Raw genomic sequence first — 16621 nt, 5'->3', positions numbered from 1 at the left:
GAAAAAAAGAAAGGCAACAGGTTTATTCAATTATAAATTATCAATAGCTGTGGTTCAATTTTCTGAAGAGAAACTGAATAAAGTAAAAGAGATCATTGCACGCTATCCGGAAGGAAAGCAAAAAAGTGCGCTGATACCAGTGCTACACCTGGCACAGGAAGCATTTGGTGGGTGGTTGAGCGCAGAAACGATGGACTATGTAGCATCGCTGCTGCAGATCAAGCCTATCGAAGTATACGAAGTAGCTACGTTCTACAGCATGTTTAATCTCACACCAGTTGGGAAATACCTGTTTGAAGTTTGTCAGACTGGTCCCTGCATGGTGAGCGGTTCCGATAACATCATCGATTACATCAAATCCAAACTGGGTATTGGTGTAGGTGAAACTACCGCTGATGGCATGTTTACACTGAAGTTGGTGGAATGTCTGGGCGCCTGTGGTTATGCACCAATGATGCAGCTGGGTAAGCATTACCGGGAACACCTGACGCCTGCGAAAGTGGACGACATCATCGCGGAGTGCAGGGCAAAGGCTAACTAATTCCAGTTAAAACAAATACCCATGAGGTTATTGACAGGGTTATTACTGCAAAATAAATTCTTAATTATCGAAGCCATACTGCTGCTGGGCTTATTCACGGCATTGTGGAGAATTGAGAATGCTTTTGTTTCCTTTGTTTTCGGTGTCAGCACCGGATACCTGTTGTACCGCCTTGGCAACCGCATCGCAAAACGCGGCGCCAGCAAAGCCTGATGGTCTTTAATCTATACAAAAATCTGTTGGTGACAGCTGCTGTTGTTATCAATCTATAAGGAAGAAAATGGGACGCAAATTACTTTTAGAAAACGCACATATTGAAGGCATCCGGTATTACGATACTTACCGGAAAAACGGCGGTTATGCTGCAGCTGAAAAAGCGCTGAAAAGCATGGGGCCTGAAGCTGTTCTGGAAGAAGTGAAAAAGAGTGGCCTCAGAGGTCGTGGTGGTGCCGGCTTCCCTACCGGTATGAAATGGAGCTTCATTGCCAAGCCTGAAGGTGTTCCCCGTTACCTCGTTTGTAATGCGGATGAATCAGAGCCCGGTACTTTTAAAGACCGCTACCTCATGGAATTCCTCCCGCACCTGCTGATCGAAGGGCTGCTGATCTCCAGCTTCACCCTCGGAGCAAACGCATGCTACATCTATATCCGCGGCGAATACGCGTGGATTCCTGATATCCTGGAACAGGCCATCGCGGAAGCGAAAAATAATGGCTGGCTGGGTAAAAACATTCAGGGTACCGGTTTTGACCTGGAAATATATGTACAACGCGGTGCCGGTGCTTACATCTGTGGTGAAGAAACTGCGCTCATCGAGTCCCTGGAAGGTAAACGCGGTAATCCACGTATCAAACCTCCGTTCCCTGCGGTAAAAGGCCTCTGGCAGTGCCCTACCGTAGTAAACAACGTAGAAACCCTCGCAGCTGTTGTACCTATCGTGAAGTACGGCGGCGATGAATATATTAAACTCGGTACAGGTAAATCTACCGGTACCAAACTGATTTCTGCCTGCGGTAATATCAACAAGCCAGGCGTATATGAAATCGAAATGAATATCTCCGTGGAAGAATTCATCTTCTCTGATGAATACTGCGGTGGTATCAGAAACGGTAAACGTCTGAAAGCATGTATCCCGGGTGGTTCTTCCGTACCGGTGCTGCCTGCCAACCTCCTGCTGAAAACAGCAAAAGGGGACACCAGGATGATGACCTATGAAAGTTTGGCTGATGGCGGTTTTGCAACCGGCTCTATGCTGGGCTCCGGTGGTTTCATCGTGATGGATGAGGATCAGTGTATCGTTAAAAACACCCTCACCTTCGCACGCTTCTATCACCACGAAAGCTGTGGTCAGTGTAGCCCTTGCCGTGAAGGTACCGGCTGGATGGAAAAAGTGCTGAAAAATATCGACACAGGTAAAGGTAAGATGAGCGACATCGACCTGCTCTGGGACATCCAGCGTAAGATCGAAGGTAACACCATCTGCCCGCTGGGCGACGCCGCAGCATGGCCGGTAGCAGCAGCTATCCGTCACTTCCGCGACGAGTTCGAATGGCATGTGAAAAATCCGGAAGAAGCACAGCGCCGTAACTTCGGCCTGGCACACTACGCCGATCCATTGCCGGTTGCGGCTACAGTTTAGGAAATGGAGTAGATCTTTTTTGCTCGCAAAGCAGGTAAGCAGCATAAGCAGCAAAGGAGTTTGATAAGAAATTTGTTTGTTTTCAGAATTTGTTAACCTTTTAATTATTCATCCATGACTGAAAATGAAATCTCGAAAGAGATTGTAGATCTTTGTTTTCATTTACACCAGCGGTATGGACCTGGTTTGTTTGAATCGGTTTACCATCGATTACTTGTATATGAACTCGAAAGGAATGGTTTCTTTGTCAGGACAGAAGTGGGAGTCGATATTGAACATGATGAAATCATTATTGAAAATGCTTTCAAAGCGGATATTATAATTAACAATAAAGTTATTGTTGAAATTAAAAGTGTAAAAGCATTGGAAGAGGTTCATTTCAAACAGCTCTATACATATCTCAAATTATCTGAAATAAAACTCGGATTATTAGTGAATTTCAATGTTAAGCTGATAAAAGATGGGATACACCGTGTCGTGTGCAATTTGTAATATAACACTAAGGAAAAGTTCAATGGTTTAACAGCAAAAGAATAGAGATAAAATTCGTTTTTATCTGTATAATCGGAACTTGATCAACAAAACATAATCCTTAGCTGCTTAGCTGCTTATGCTGCTTTGCGTGAAAAAAAGACAAAACACAATCCTCGCTCCTGGCCCAATAAGCTATCTGCGAGAAAAAAATAAAAGGAAGCGCTCGCACTGCGAGTATAAAAATCAAAACAATGGCGGAGGAAAAAAAATTATTCAAGGTTAAGATCGATAACATCTCCGTGGAGGTCGAACCAGGTACTACCATTTTGAATGCAGCACGTGGTATTGGAGGAGATGTAGTGCCACCAGCTATGTGTTACTATTCCAAACTGCAGGGTAGTGGTGGTAAATGCCGCACCTGCCTGGTAAAAGTGACGAAAGGTTCAGAAGCTGATCCGCGCCCTATGCCTAAACTGGTAGCCAGCTGCCGTACTACCGTAATGGATGGTATGGAAGTAGCAAATATCACTTCTCCGGAAGTATTGGAAGCCCGCAAAGGCATCGTTGAATTCCTGCTCATCAACCACCCGCTGGACTGCCCGGTGTGTGACCAGGCCGGTGAGTGCGACCTGCAGGACCTCAGCTACGAACACGGTGCTGAAGGTACCCGCTACGAATTTAAACGCAGAACATTCGATAAAATAGATCTGGGTGAGCATATTCAGCTGCACATGACCCGCTGTATCCTCTGCTACCGCTGCGTATTTACAGCAGATCAGCTCACAGAAGCACGCGAGCACGGTATACTCGACAGAGGCGACCACTCCCAGATCAGCACTTATATCCAAAATAACCTGGACAATGATTTCATCGGTAACGTCATCGATGTATGTCCGGTAGGCGCACTCACAGATAAAACCGCACGTTTCAAAAACCGTGTATGGTTCCTCAAACCTGTGGATGCTCACCGCAACTGCGATAATCCTAAATGCTGCGGCAAAGTAGCACTCTGGATGCGTGGTGATGAAGTGTTCCGTGTAACGGCCCGCAAAGACCAATACGGTGAAGTGGAAAACTGGATCTGTGATACCTGCCGCTTCGAAAAGAAAGACGCAAAAGATTGGACCATAGAAGGACCTCGCAAGATCGACCGTCACAGCGTTATCTCTCAGGGTCACTATGTAAATACCGTGAAACCGAAAGACCCGCTCGTGGATGTACTGGATGGCCGCCAGCCTAAACTGCTGTTCGATATCCATACACAGAGTGAGGTAAACAGGCCCACCATCGACCTTTCAAAAATTGATGGACCGGCACACTCTGACGATTTCAATAAATCTCAATCGTAATTTGTAATTCGTAATCGTATTTGGAAATGACGTTATTAAGTATAGACTGGTTTTTCTTAATTGAAAAGATTCTCCTCATCTCAGGAGTATTGGTCCTTTCGTTAGTAGTGGCGATGTACTCTACCTGGGGCGAAAGAAAGGTAGCTGCCTGGATACAGGACCGCCTTGGTCCTAACCGTGCGGGTCCTATGGGGTTACTGCAACCACTGGCAGATGGAGGTAAACTTTTCTTTAAAGAGGAAATCATTCCTACCAATTCCAACAGGTTCCTGTTCATTCTCGGTCCGTCCATCGCGATGCTGGTGGCCTGTATGACCAGTGCCGTTATTCCATGGGCCGATACCATTACCATCGCCGGCCGTCAGATCTCCCTGCAGGTAGCAGATGTAAACATCGGTATCCTGTTCATTTTCGGTGTGGTGAGTATGGGTGTTTACGGTATTATGATTGGTGGTTGGGCATCTAACAACAAATTCTCTCTCCTGGCATCTGTACGCGCGGCCTCCCAGATCATCTCCTACGAGCTGCCTATGGGCCTGGCACTTATCGCATTGCTGATGCTGACCGGTACCCTCAGCCTGAAAGAAATCGTGGAACAACAGCGTGCCGGCCTCTGGAATGTGGTATATCAGCCGCTCGGCTTCCTGATATTCCTGATCTGTGCATTTGCAGAATGTAACCGTACTCCTTTCGACTTACCGGAAGCAGAGAACGAGCTGAATGGTGGTTACCACCTGGAATACTCTTCCATGAAACTCGGCTTCTTCCTGTTTGCTGAATATATCAACATGTTCATCAGTTCCGCCCTTATGGCCACCCTGTATTTCGGTGGTTATGCCTATCCATGGATGGATAAGCTGGGACTGAGCGAAAACATGCTGGCACTCACCGGATTCCTGGCATTGTTCATCAAAACCCTCTTCTTTATTTTCTTCTTTATGTGGGTGCGCTGGACCATTCCAAGATTCCGTTATGATCAGCTGATGCGCCTGGGCTGGAGAGTACTGATTCCGCTCGCATTGGCGAATATGCTGATCACCGGAGCGGTTGAATTATTACGTCATCATTAATTAAATATTTGCCTGCCGTGTAACAGCGGCAGGACTTAAATAGCATTCATTATGCAAACTTTAACCAATAGGGCAAAACCGGTAGATCGCAGACCCATGACTTTCATGGAGAAGATGTATATCCCTGCGATTGCAAAAGGAATGGGTATTACCCTGAAACACCTTTTTCAACGTAAGGCTACTGTTAGCTTTCCAGAGAAGAAACGTCAGTTCAGCGCTGTTTTCCGCGGATTGCATGTACTGAACAGAGATGAAGAAGGACGTGAAAGATGCACTGCCTGCGGCCTTTGTGCTGTTGCTTGTCCTGCTGAAGCCATCACCATGGAAGCGGCGGAAAGAAAGCCAGGCGAAGAACACCTGTATCGTGAAGAGAAATATGCTGCCCGTTATGAGATCAACATGTTACGTTGCATCTTCTGCGGTTTCTGTGAAGAAGCCTGCCCTAAAGACGCAGTATATATGTCAGAAACTTTTGCGCCAGCCATGTACGAGCGTAAAGGCTTTATCTATGGTAAGCAGGATCTGCTGATTCCAAATCCAAAGACATCTTCCGGTAAATAATTTTCGTCCAAAAAAAATACAATAGTCAAACATAGCAGAGATGGGAATGAGTATACAACAAATAATTTTCATGGTGCTGTCGTTAGTAGCGCTGGTATCGGCGCTGGGCGTGGTATTGAGCAAAAATCCTGTATCAAGTGTATTATGTCTGATTGTGACATTCTTCGCTATTGCCGGACATTATATTATGCTCAATGCTCAGTTCCTGGCCGTGGTACATATCATCGTGTACGCGGGAGCCATCATGGTATTGTTCCTTTATGTAATGATGCTGATGAACCTGGATGCAGACATTGAACCGCAGAAACGCAACTGGCTGAAATACGCCGGGGCAGTGAGCGGAGGTGCCTTACTGGTAGTACTGGTAGCGGCCCTGCGCGATGCCAGCGTACCGGCACTCAGCGAGTCATCCGTGGAAATAGGGCTGATTCACAACCTGGGAAAACTGCTGTTTACACAGTATGTAGTTCCGTTTGAGATAAGCAGCATCCTGTTCCTGAGTGCAATGGTAGGTGCAGTAGTTATTGGTAAAAAAGACTGATCTGACCAGGTCAGCATAATTCGTAAAACGTAATTCATTTTTATGCCTGTTCAATATTACATATTCCTGAGTATCGCCCTGTTTTGTATTGGTGTGATGGGAGTGCTGATGCGCAGAAACGCCATCATCATCTTTATGTGCATAGAGCTGATGTTAAACGCAGTAAACCTGCTGCTGGTAGCCTTCTCCAAAATGTGGGCAGATGCCGGAAAAGTAGATGCCGGTTCAGCGCAGTTGTTCGTGTTTTTTATCATGGTGGTAGCCGCTGCGGAAGTAGCAGTTGGGCTGGCCATTATTACTATGGTCTACAGAAATACACACTCCGTAGATATTAACATTCTTAACAGGCTGAAAAATTAATAATTCTACTCCTTCATAATTATTAATTATTTCGACGTCGTAAATAGAATTGATAAATGATTAATCTAGTTTGGCTGGTACCATTTTTACCATTATTAGGTTTCCTGGTGAATGGATTGGGACGCAGATTTTTATCCAAGTCCCTCGTAGGGTTTGTTGGAAGCAGTACGGTGTTGGCTGCCTTTGTGGTGAGCTTAATGATCTTTTTCCAGGTGAAAGCCGAGGGATTTACCGCACAGGTAGTTAACCTGTTCGACTTCATCTCCGTGGGTTCCCTGCATATTCCCTTCGCTTTTCAGGTAGATCAGCTTAGTGCCCTCTTCCTGCTGATCATTACCGGTGTTGGTACGTTGATCCATATCTATTCCACTTCCTACATGCACGATGAGAGCAATGAGAGCTTCGCAAGGTATTTTGCTTACCTCAACCTCTTCGTATTCTCCATGCTGATCCTGGTGCTGGGCGCCAACTATGTGATGATGTTCATCGGATGGGAAGGTGTAGGTCTTTGTTCTTATCTCCTGATCGGATTCTGGTTTAAAAACACCAGTTATAATAACGCCGCCAAGAAAGCATTTATCATGAACCGTATCGGTGACCTCGGCTTCCTGCTGGGTATCCTGTTCATGATCATGCAGTTTGGTACGGTTACTTTCCCTGAAGTATTTGCCAAAGCTGCGCCGCTGGGCATGAACAGTCCTGTACTGGGCGCCATTGCCATGCTGCTGTTTATAGGTGCCATGGGTAAATCAGCGCAAATTCCGCTGTATACCTGGTTACCGGATGCGATGGCGGGTCCTACCCCGGTATCTGCCCTGATCCACGCTGCCACCATGGTTACCGCCGGTATCTATATGATTGCGCGCAGCAACGTGATCTATACACTGGCACCATGCATTCAATCAGTAGTAGCCATCATCGGCCTTGCTACTGCGGTGTTTGCAGCTTCTATCGCACTGAAACAAAACGATATTAAAAAAGTACTGGCTTATTCTACCGTAAGTCAGCTGGGTTATATGTTCCTGGCCCTCGGCGTAGGAGCCTACGGAGCAGCCGTTTTCCACGTGATGACACACGCTTTCTTTAAAGCGCTGTTGTTCCTCGGTTCCGGTTCTGTGATCCATGCCATGGGTGGCGAACAGGATATCCGTAAAATGGGTGGCCTCAGAAAATATATGCCTGCCACCAACTGGACCTTCCTGATTGGTTGTATCGCTATCGCTGGTATCCCAGGTTTCTCCGGTTTCTTCTCTAAAGATGAGATCCTGGCAAGTGCCTTTGGGGTAAATATCTCCTACTATGTAATTGGCCTCATCGGTGCGCTGATGACTGCCTTCTATATGTTCCGCCTCTACTTCATCACCTTCACTGGTCAGTTCCGCGGTACACATGAACAGGAACATCACCTGCATGAAAGTCCTGCAGCCATGACCGTTCCACTGATTGTACTGGCTATCTTATCTGTAGTGGGTGGTTATGTAGGTATTCCGGAAGCACTCGGTGGGCATAATCAGCTGGGTGAATACCTGGCACCGATCTTTGCGCCTTCAGCACCTTTTGCAGCTGTACATCATCTTTCACACAACACGGAATGGCTGCTGATGGGACTGAGCTCTGTATTGGTGATCGTAATGATTGGCCTCGCCTGGCAGAAATTCAAAAACTACCAGGATTCCGGTGCTGGAGCTACCGGCCTCGCTAAAGTACTTGAAAACAAATGGTATATAGATGAACTCTATGACGCAGTGATCGTTAAACCTCTGTATGAGCTGAGCCGCTTCTTCCGTGATACGGTAGAAAAAGCTGGTATCGACAGATTGGTGAATGGCGTAGGTCGCGGTGTAAAATGGGGCAGCCAGCAACTCCGGTTGGTACAAACCGGTAATGTAGGCTTCTACATCTTTGCCATGGTGATCAGTATGATCGTATTAATTGTGATCGGATTCTTATTATAAACCAATAGCAGAAGTTACAAGCGCAGATAAATTATGTTGACAGTTTTATTAATATTGATTCCTTTCATCGCAGGCCTTATCGCATTTGGCCTGAAGGGGTCCGGGCCTAAAGTGCTGGCGGTAATTTCCTCCCTGGCAACGGTGGCAACAGCAATTGGTGCATGGTGCCGTTTAGGCACAGCACCCGACAGTTTGAGCTTTGCAGCCAACTGGATCCCTCAGCTGGGAAGTCAATTCAGGGTAGGTTTAGACGGAATGGGCATGATGCTGTGCTTATTAACAGCCATCGCTTTTCTGCTTGTTTTTATTTCCATCTATAACCGCAACTACGACTCCTCCAACAGCTTTTATGGACTGATGCTGCTTTCACAGGCGGGCCTTACCGGCGTATTTACCGCTTATGATGCACTGCAGTTCTATATCTTCTGGGAGCTGGCACTGATTCCTGTTTATTTCCTCTGCTCCCTGTGGGGAGGCGATAAGCGTATAGCCGTTACGTTTAAGTTCTTTGTTTATACATTCCTGGGCTCGCTGCTGATGCTGGTAGGTATCATCTACCTGTATACGCAGAATCCTGATCATTCTTTCAGCTGGGAATCTTTCACCAACCTGCACCTCGGTGCGGACCAGCAAAACTGGCTGTTCTGGCTCTTCTTTGTAGCTTTTGCTATCAAGATGCCGGTGTTTCCTTTCCATACCTGGCAGCCGGATACCTACGAGCAGTCGCCTACTCCGGTAACCATGATCCTTTCCGGTATCATGGTGAAAATGGGGCTGTTTGGTGTGATCCGCTGGCTGGTGCCTGTGCTGCCTGAAGGCGTGCATATGTGGACAGATGCTGCCATTGTGCTTTCTATCATCGGTATCATCTATGCTTCCTGCATCGCCATGGTACAGTCAGATCTGAAACGCCTGATTGCTTATTCTTCTATTGCGCACATTGGCCTGATGAGTGCTGCTATCTTCTCCCATACGGAACAGGGTATGCAGGGTGTACTGCTACAGATGTTTAACCACGGTATCAATATCATTGGCCTGTGGATTATCGTAGAAATCATTCAGCAGCGTTTCAACATCAAGAACATGGACGAGCTGGGTGGCATTGCGCAGAAAGCTCCGCGTATGGCTATCTTCCTGGTAATCATCAGCCTGGCAAACATCGGCTTACCACTGACCAACGGTTTCGTAGGTGAGTTCCTGATGTTCAGCGGTCTGTTCCAATATAATCACTGGTTTATGGCAGTTGCCGGACTGGGTATCATCCTGGCTGCGGTATATACACTGAATATGATCCAGAAGGTAATGTTCGGTAACGCGAATGCATTAACAGAAACTACAACCGACTTACAGCCTTCAGAAATGCTGGCATTAAGCCTGGTGGTTGCTATCATCCTGATCCTGGGTGTTTATCCAAAACCAATCCTGGATCTGGTAAGCAACACAACTGCTGTAGTTCTTAAATTTTAATCGGGGTTTTGTAACGCAAAAATATGAATGCACTAATTTCTACTGCTTTATCGGGCGTTGTACTGATGTTTGTTGGTTTATTTGCACGTAAGCAGCACATTAAATTTTTTGCCATAGCGGCCATTATTATAGCTTTTATAGCTAACCTGGCGCAGTACCCATCAGTGGAGCTGGGCGGCTATACTATGTATGGCATGATTGAAGTGACTAAATTCAGCATAATATTCAATGCGGTAGCTATTGGGTCTACGCTGTTGTATTTCCTGCTGTCGGGCAGTGAGTTTGAAAAGGTGGGAGAGCATGTGGGAGATTACTTCGCACTGGTATTCTTTATCCTGGCAGGTATTTCACTGGCGGCTACCTTCAGCAACCTGCTGATGCTGTTCCTGGCAATTGAAATTATGTCGATTCCTCAGTATATCCTGGCTGGTAGCGATAAAAAGAACCTGAAAAGCAACGAGGCGGCACTGAAATACTTCCTGATGGGATGTTTCTCTACCGGCGTATTGCTGATGGGTATCACGCTGATCTACGGATCTGCCGGTACTTTCGAGATCGCTTCACTGGGCCTCGGTGCTGAAAACGTTTCACCTTTAGCTTTGTGCGGTACCATCCTGATAGCTTTTGCACTGGCCTTTAAAGTATCCGCTGTTCCTTTCCACTTCTGGACACCGGATGTATACGATGGTTCGCCTACCGTATTCACTTCCTTTATGGCAACCGTGGTAAAAGCCGGTGGTTTCATCGCTTTTGTACGCCTGTTCCACATCGGTTTTGCAGGTGGAGAAATCAGCAGCCACTGGATGCTGTTACTGGCAGTTATCACCGCGCTCACATTAGTACTCGGTAACTTTACCGCGGTATTCCAGCAGAGTGTGAAGCGTATGCTCGCTTACTCTTCCATTGCACAGGCGGGTTTCATGATGTTTGCGGTAATCGCTATGAATCTCGCTGCTGCACAAGGCATTGTGCTGTATGCGGCTGCTTATAGCATCGCTACCATCGGTATCTTCGCAGTACTGCTGCGTTTAAAAGATTATACCTTCGAAGGATTCAACGGCCTGGCTAAGAAAGAGCCGGTGCTGGCCTTTGCCGTAACGGTATTCCTGTTTTCACTGGCAGGTATCCCGGTAACTGCGGGCTTCTTCGCCAAATACTTTGTACTGGCTGCCGCTATCCAGCAGGGACACCTGCTCTGGCTGGTGATCCTGGCAGTACTCTGCGCTGCTATCAGTGTGTACTACTACTTCAGAGTAATCATTGCCATGTACTTCAAACAGGGCGAACCTCAGGTAGAACCGGTTTCCGGCGGATTCAAAGCCGGACTGATCTTTACCGTGATCCTCGTGCTGGCTCTCGGCTTATTCCCGAACCTGTTGCTTTGCTGGCTGTAAAACTGGCATGCCGGCAGATTGCCCGCTATGCCGCATCTGGCGCGGAGCAATTGCTGTAAAACCTCGGGTTTTTTGCGGATAACTATAATATCTCTCTAAAAAAATAGAAAGGAAGACTGGTAAATGAGATGCCAGTCTTCCTTTTTTTATACCGATCAACCAATCGTCCCAAATAACCTCGGATCGAATGCATTATTATATTAACTTTACTATTAACCCGTAATTATGCAATCCCGAGATATATTTTCACTGGCATATCGTTCCGTTACCGGTAATAAACTCCGCACCGGGCTCACTGTAGCAATTATCGCACTGGGTATAACCGTGCTGGTAGGTATTCTTACTGCTATCGACAGTATGAAGAACAGCATTTACAGCAGCTTTGCCATGATGGGCGCCAACAGCTTCAGCATCCGCAACCGGGATATACAGGTGCGCATGGGAGACGACAATGAAACCGCCTCAAAAGGGAACAAAAACCAGAAAAAAGTAAAAAAATCCAACAGTAACAAGGTAATTTCTTACCAGGATGCGGTGCGTTTTAAAGATCGTTACCACTTCCCTGCGGAGGTGAGCATCAACTTCAGGGCCTCCGGGATAGCTACTGTTTATAAAGATGATAAGAAAACAAATCCCAATGTGACCGTTATCGGAGGGGATGAAAACTACCTCAAGGTATCCAGCTATGAAGTGGCCGAAGGCAGGAATTTTAATACGCTCGATGTAGAATCCGGCAGAAATGTGGCCATCCTGGGTAAAGATGTGGCTGAAAAGCTTTTCGGGAAAAAATTGAAAAACATCGTCAATAACACCGTGCGGGTAGGGGATGTGCGTTACCGCGTGATCGGCGTGCTCGCATCCAAAGGGAGCAGTGCCATGATGAGCCAGGATAATGTGGTGCTCACTACGGTCAACAATACACGAAGAATATTCAACCGCCCCAATGCCTCTTACCAGATAGGTATTTCCGTTAAAGATATCAGTCAGATGGAGCCTGCCCAAGGCGAGGCCATCGGGCTATTCCGCATCATACGCGGGCTTTCCGTGAACGAAGCGGATAACTTCGTGATCAGCAAGAGCGATAGCATCGCAGAAATGCTGTTTTCCAGCCTGAGTAAAGTAAACCTTTTTGCAGTAGCCATTGCCTTTATTACCCTGTTCGGCTCTGCTATCGGGCTTATGAATATCATGCTCGTATCTGTGGCAGAGCGCACCCGCGAAATAGGGGTCACCAAAGCCCTGGGGGCCACCAGCAAAGTAGTGCGGCAACAGTTCCTGTACGAAGCCATTATTATCAGTGTAATGGGTGGTGTGATAGGTGTGCTGGTAGGCATGCTCTTCGGCAACGTAGTGTCGTTACTGTTAGGATCTCCGTTTATCATCCCCTGGCTCTGGATTCTTATCGGGGTAAGTCTCTGTGCCATTGTGGGCCTGATTTCCGGTATCTATCCTGCCTATAAGGCCTCCAAACTGGATCCGATTATTGCCCTTCGGTACGAATAACAATCTTCCGATTACTATTACTTTTTTTATATCTTGTCCGATACCAAAATCGAACAAGCATGCCTTTACTTATTGTGATCGGTGCCATCCTGCTCCTTGTGATCCTGGTGGCCTGGTTCAAACTAAATACATTTCTCAGTTTTCTCATCGTATCCCTGCTGATGGGCTTAGCCCTGGGCATGGATATTTCCGCCATCACACAATCTATTCAAACCGGGATTGGTAAAACCCTGGGTTCCCTGATAGTGGTGATTGTGGCCGGCAGTATGCTGGGTAAGCTGGTGGCGGAAAGCGGGGCCGGACAACGGATCGCAGGCGGTCTGATGAAACTGCTGGGGCCTAAGTATGTGCAGTGGTCGCTCATGATCACCGGGTTTGTAGTAGGTATTCCTTTGTTTTATAATATCGGGTTTGTGTTGATGGTACCGCTGATATTTATGGTGGCCGGGCGTACCGGCTTGCCGGCCGTGTATCTGGGGATTCCCATGCTGGCTTCCTTATCAGTAACACATGGCTATCTCCCCCCACACCCTTCCCCTACCGCATTGGTGCAAACCTTTCATGCCAGCATGGGCCTTACCCTGCTGTACGGCATCCTGGTGGCAATACCCGCTATCATTCTTGCAGGGCCCGTTTTTAGCAGATTTCTGAAAGGATATACCAATCCGCCATCACAGATATTTACGACCAAAGAACTGCCCGAAAATGATATTCCGGGAATGGGCGCGAGCCTGTTCGCTGCTATGCTGCCCGTACTGCTGCTGGCATTCACTGCCGTGGCTAAGCTCTGGATACCGGAAAATACATTTGGTTATAAAGTAGCCAGCTGGCTGGGCGACCCACTGATAGTGATGCTGCTGGCCGTGCTCAACGGTATGTACCTGCTGGGCCTGCGCAGGAAAACGCCCATGAAAAAAGTAATGGGCCTGATGGATGAGGCAGTAAAAGATGTAGCCGTGATTATCCTCGTAATAGGTGGCTCAGGTGCGCTCACCCAACTCCTGAACGATAGTAAAGTAAGCTCCTACATTGCGGACAGCCTGCAACAACTGCACCTGCATCCGCTGGTGCTTGCCTGGGGAATTGCCGCCATCATCCGGGTATGTATCGGTTCCGCTACCGTGGCCGGACTCACCACTGCCGCTATCGTAGCACCGCTCATACCGGCTTCCGGCGTCAATCCTAACCTGATGGTACTGGCTACAGGCGCTGGCAGCCTGATGTTTTCCCATGTGAACGATGCCGGTTTCTGGATGTTTAAAGAATACTTTAACTTGACAGTGAAAGATACTATCAAAACGTGGTCAGTGATGGAAACGATCGTATCCGTAACCGGACTGGCAGGCACTTTGTTGCTAAGTTTATTTGTATAAAAAGTTTGTAATGAATTGGTTCGAACTGAAGAATGCAGCCCAGGTGGATTCACCTGCACTCATAATTTATAAAGACCGTGTGATAGAAAATATCAACAAGGTAAAAGGTATGATTGATAACGTATCACGGTTACGCCCACACGTAAAAACAAACAAGATGACGGAAGTGGTGCAGCTGATGATGGGAGCCGGTATCAATAAATTCAAATGCGCTACCATCGCCGAAGCGGAAATGACAGGCCTTGCCGGTGCCGCTGATGTATTGCTGGCCTATCAGCCAGTAGGCCCAAAGGCAGTACGTTTCCTGGAGTTGATACAGAAGTATCCCGGTACGCAATTTTCCTGTCTGGTAGATAACAGGGAGTCGGCTAACGATCTCCAGGAGCTGGCTAAGCAAAGCGGCCGCCACGTGAAGGTGTACATGGATATCAATGTGGGCATGAACCGTACCGGTATAAAACCGGATCACGGCGCACTGGGGTTATACCAATATGTCCACTCCCTTGAAAATTTACTGCCGGTGGGTTTTCATGTGTATGATGGTCATATCCATGATACTGACCTGGCCATACGAAAACAGAAATGTGACCAGGCATATGAGCCTGTGGTGAACCTGGTGGCCGATGTGGTTGCATCCGGATTGCCGGTACCACTGGTAGTGGCAGGCGGTACGCCCACCTTTCCTATCCATTCCCAACGCCGCCGCGAAGAGTGCAGTCCCGGCACTTTTGTGTTCTGGGATTTTGGTTACGCGCGTAACCTGCCGGAGCAACAGTTTGATTATGCTGCACTCGTGCTCAGTCGCGTAATCTCTCATATCGATGATCAGCTGATTTGCCTGGACCTCGGTCATAAATCCATAGCAGCTGAAAACCCGCAGCCACGTGTGGAATTTCTGAATATCCCCGGCACGGTTATCTCCCAGAGTGAGGAACACCTGGTGCTGAAAGTAGCATCCGCAGCAGATTATCCGGTAGGCACCGTTGCCTACGGGGTGACATTACATATTTGCCCTACGGTAGCACTATACGAAAAGGCATACGTGGCAGAAAATAACGATGTAACTGCCACCTGGAAAGTGATTGCGCGGGACCGCCAGATCATCGTGTAAGCGGCCGGAATTTGGTATCTTTATATAACGCAGGTAAGCGCGATATAAAGATACCATATGCAGCAGATTCCAGACAGGATTAAACATTTTAACGAAGGCCGCATTCCTGCCTTGCTTTCTATGAAGTATGCGGCTATGCGCCGGAATCCACTCCGCTTTTTCAGGGGCTCCTGCCACCTGTTTTACCAGGATTTTCCTGCAGGTAATCAGTTACTGAAATCCCCGCGTAGCTGGATTTGCGGCGATCTTCACCTCGAAAATTTCGGCAGCTACAAAGCAGATAATCATATTCCTTATTTCGATATCAATGACTTTGATGAAGCAGCACTGGCGCCATGCCTGCTGGACCCTGCCCGCCTTTTATGCAGCATTATCCTGACCTCAGATGTGTTGCACGTTAATGCAAAAGAAGCTAAAAAACTCGCTGGAATTTTCATTAAATCCTACGCGGATACGCTTACTTTTGGTTACATCCGTTCTTTGGAAAAGCAGGCTGCAACAGGCACTATCCGCCTTTTCCTGGATACGGTCCGTAACAGGAAACTGAAACCATTTCTTGGCAAACGGATGTATGTGAAAGAGGATAAACCACGCCTGCTGATTGATGATCTCAAAACAATTAAAACACCGAAGGTAGAACGGGAGATGGTAACCCATGCAGTAAATAGCTGGGCAGCCAAACGGCCGGCATTAAAGGGTTACAGGGTGGTGGATGCAGCGTATCGTATAGCCGGTACCGGTAGCCTGGGTGTGGAACGCTATGTGTTACTCGCCACTTACGATATGGTACCCGGTGAATATCACCTGCTGGACCTCAAAAGAGCGAACCCCTCCTGTATGTTGCAATACCACGATTTCTCGCAGCCAGTGTGGATGGACGAGGCACATCGGATCACAGAAGTGCAAAAGCGCGTACAGGCAGCTTATCCGGCATTGCTACATTCCGTAAATGTGGATGGGCGACAATTTGTATTAAAGCAACTACAACCGAGTACTGATAAACTTAACTTCGAATTATTTGCAGGTAATATTCCCCAGCTGGAAGAAATCCTGACCACCATGGGACAGATATTGGGTTGGGATTGCCTGCGCTCGGGAGGCCGCCAGGGATCAGCGATTGCGGATGAGCTGATAGATTTTGGCAGCAGTGTGGATAACTGGAAAGATACGCTGTATGAATATGCAGCTTCTTATTCAGAGCAGGTGCTGGAGGATTTTAGAGAGTATGCGACTGCGTATGATGACGGGGTGTTTAATAAAATGATGTAAAAAGAACTGCATGT

The 16621-nt window shown here is 47.4% G+C and carries 16 protein-coding genes; all 16 read left to right on the top strand.

From position 1 onward, the window contains the following. Positions 1-49: 49 nt before the first annotated feature. The 16 genes from nuoE to KW844_RS24735 all read left to right on the top strand — a co-directional run bounded on the left by nuoE (position 50) and on the right by KW844_RS24735 (position 16607). Positions 50-541, top strand: a complete 492-nt coding sequence (gene nuoE, locus KW844_RS24810; RefSeq protein ID WP_218379487.1) for an NAD(P)H-dependent oxidoreductase subunit E — start codon at positions 50-52, stop codon at positions 539-541. A gap of 21 nt (positions 542-562) precedes the next feature. After that, on the top strand, positions 563-754 hold the full coding sequence (locus KW844_RS24805; protein ID WP_218379486.1) for a hypothetical protein: 192 nt from the start codon (positions 563-565) through the stop codon (positions 752-754). 67 nt (positions 755-821) lie between these two features. Next, entirely contained in the window at positions 822-2180 is a 1359-nt protein-coding gene (nuoF, locus tag KW844_RS24800) for an NADH-quinone oxidoreductase subunit NuoF (protein WP_218379485.1), read from the top strand. Positions 2181-2294: 114 nt separating this feature from the next. Beyond that, positions 2295-2672 (top strand): GxxExxY protein, encoded by a 378-nt coding sequence (locus KW844_RS24795; RefSeq protein WP_218379484.1) that lies wholly within the window; start codon positions 2295-2297, stop codon positions 2670-2672. A gap of 233 nt (positions 2673-2905) precedes the next feature. Next, a complete protein-coding gene (locus KW844_RS24790; RefSeq protein ID WP_218379483.1) occupies positions 2906-4003 on the top strand; it encodes a 2Fe-2S iron-sulfur cluster-binding protein in 1098 nt (365 codons plus the stop codon). Between the two features lie 26 nt (positions 4004-4029). Beyond that, a complete protein-coding gene (gene nuoH, locus KW844_RS24785) occupies positions 4030-5073 on the top strand; it encodes an NADH-quinone oxidoreductase subunit NuoH (RefSeq protein ID WP_218379482.1) in 1044 nt (347 codons plus the stop codon). Positions 5074-5124: 51 nt separating this feature from the next. Beyond that, a complete protein-coding gene (nuoI, locus tag KW844_RS24780) occupies positions 5125-5634 on the top strand; it encodes an NADH-quinone oxidoreductase subunit NuoI (protein ID WP_218379481.1) in 510 nt (169 codons plus the stop codon). Between the two features lie 46 nt (positions 5635-5680). Further along, positions 5681-6175 (top strand): NADH-quinone oxidoreductase subunit J, encoded by a 495-nt coding sequence (locus KW844_RS24775; protein ID WP_218379480.1) that lies wholly within the window; start codon positions 5681-5683, stop codon positions 6173-6175. 42 nt (positions 6176-6217) lie between these two features. Continuing rightward, the gene (nuoK, locus tag KW844_RS24770; RefSeq protein WP_073077731.1) at positions 6218-6535 is read left to right on the top strand and encodes an NADH-quinone oxidoreductase subunit NuoK; all 318 of its coding nucleotides are present in this window, start codon (positions 6218-6220) and stop codon (positions 6533-6535) included. A gap of 56 nt (positions 6536-6591) precedes the next feature. Beyond that, the gene (gene nuoL, locus KW844_RS24765; protein ID WP_218379479.1) at positions 6592-8490 is read left to right on the top strand and encodes an NADH-quinone oxidoreductase subunit L; all 1899 of its coding nucleotides are present in this window, start codon (positions 6592-6594) and stop codon (positions 8488-8490) included. A 33-nt stretch (positions 8491-8523) separates the two neighbouring features. After that, on the top strand, positions 8524-9957 hold the full coding sequence (locus KW844_RS24760; protein WP_218379478.1) for a NuoM family protein: 1434 nt from the start codon (positions 8524-8526) through the stop codon (positions 9955-9957). A 23-nt stretch (positions 9958-9980) separates the two neighbouring features. Continuing rightward, positions 9981-11351 carry an NADH-quinone oxidoreductase subunit N gene (locus tag KW844_RS24755; RefSeq protein ID WP_218379477.1) on the top strand — a complete coding sequence of 457 codons (1371 nt, stop codon included), beginning with the start codon at positions 9981-9983 and terminating at the stop codon, positions 11349-11351. A gap of 225 nt (positions 11352-11576) precedes the next feature. Then, positions 11577-12854: an ABC transporter permease gene (locus KW844_RS24750; protein WP_218379476.1), complete on the top strand. Its 1278-nt coding sequence runs from the start codon at positions 11577-11579 to the stop codon at positions 12852-12854. A gap of 59 nt (positions 12855-12913) precedes the next feature. Further along, positions 12914-14227 (top strand): gluconate:H+ symporter, encoded by a 1314-nt coding sequence (locus KW844_RS24745; protein ID WP_218379475.1) that lies wholly within the window; start codon positions 12914-12916, stop codon positions 14225-14227. A 10-nt stretch (positions 14228-14237) separates the two neighbouring features. Beyond that, a complete protein-coding gene (locus KW844_RS24740) occupies positions 14238-15338 on the top strand; it encodes a D-TA family PLP-dependent enzyme (RefSeq protein WP_218379474.1) in 1101 nt (366 codons plus the stop codon). A gap of 57 nt (positions 15339-15395) precedes the next feature. Beyond that, the gene (locus tag KW844_RS24735) at positions 15396-16607 is read left to right on the top strand and encodes a DUF2252 domain-containing protein (protein ID WP_218379473.1); all 1212 of its coding nucleotides are present in this window, start codon (positions 15396-15398) and stop codon (positions 16605-16607) included. The last annotated feature ends 14 nt before the right edge of the window (positions 16608-16621 follow it).

This window comes from Chitinophaga sp. sic0106 (assembly GCF_019219075.1).
In the GTDB taxonomy this organism is placed as follows: Bacteria; Bacteroidota; Bacteroidia; order Chitinophagales; family Chitinophagaceae; genus Chitinophaga.
The sequence above is the reverse complement of the archived record's forward strand: the minus strand, read 5'-3'. Positions and strand labels throughout refer to the sequence as shown.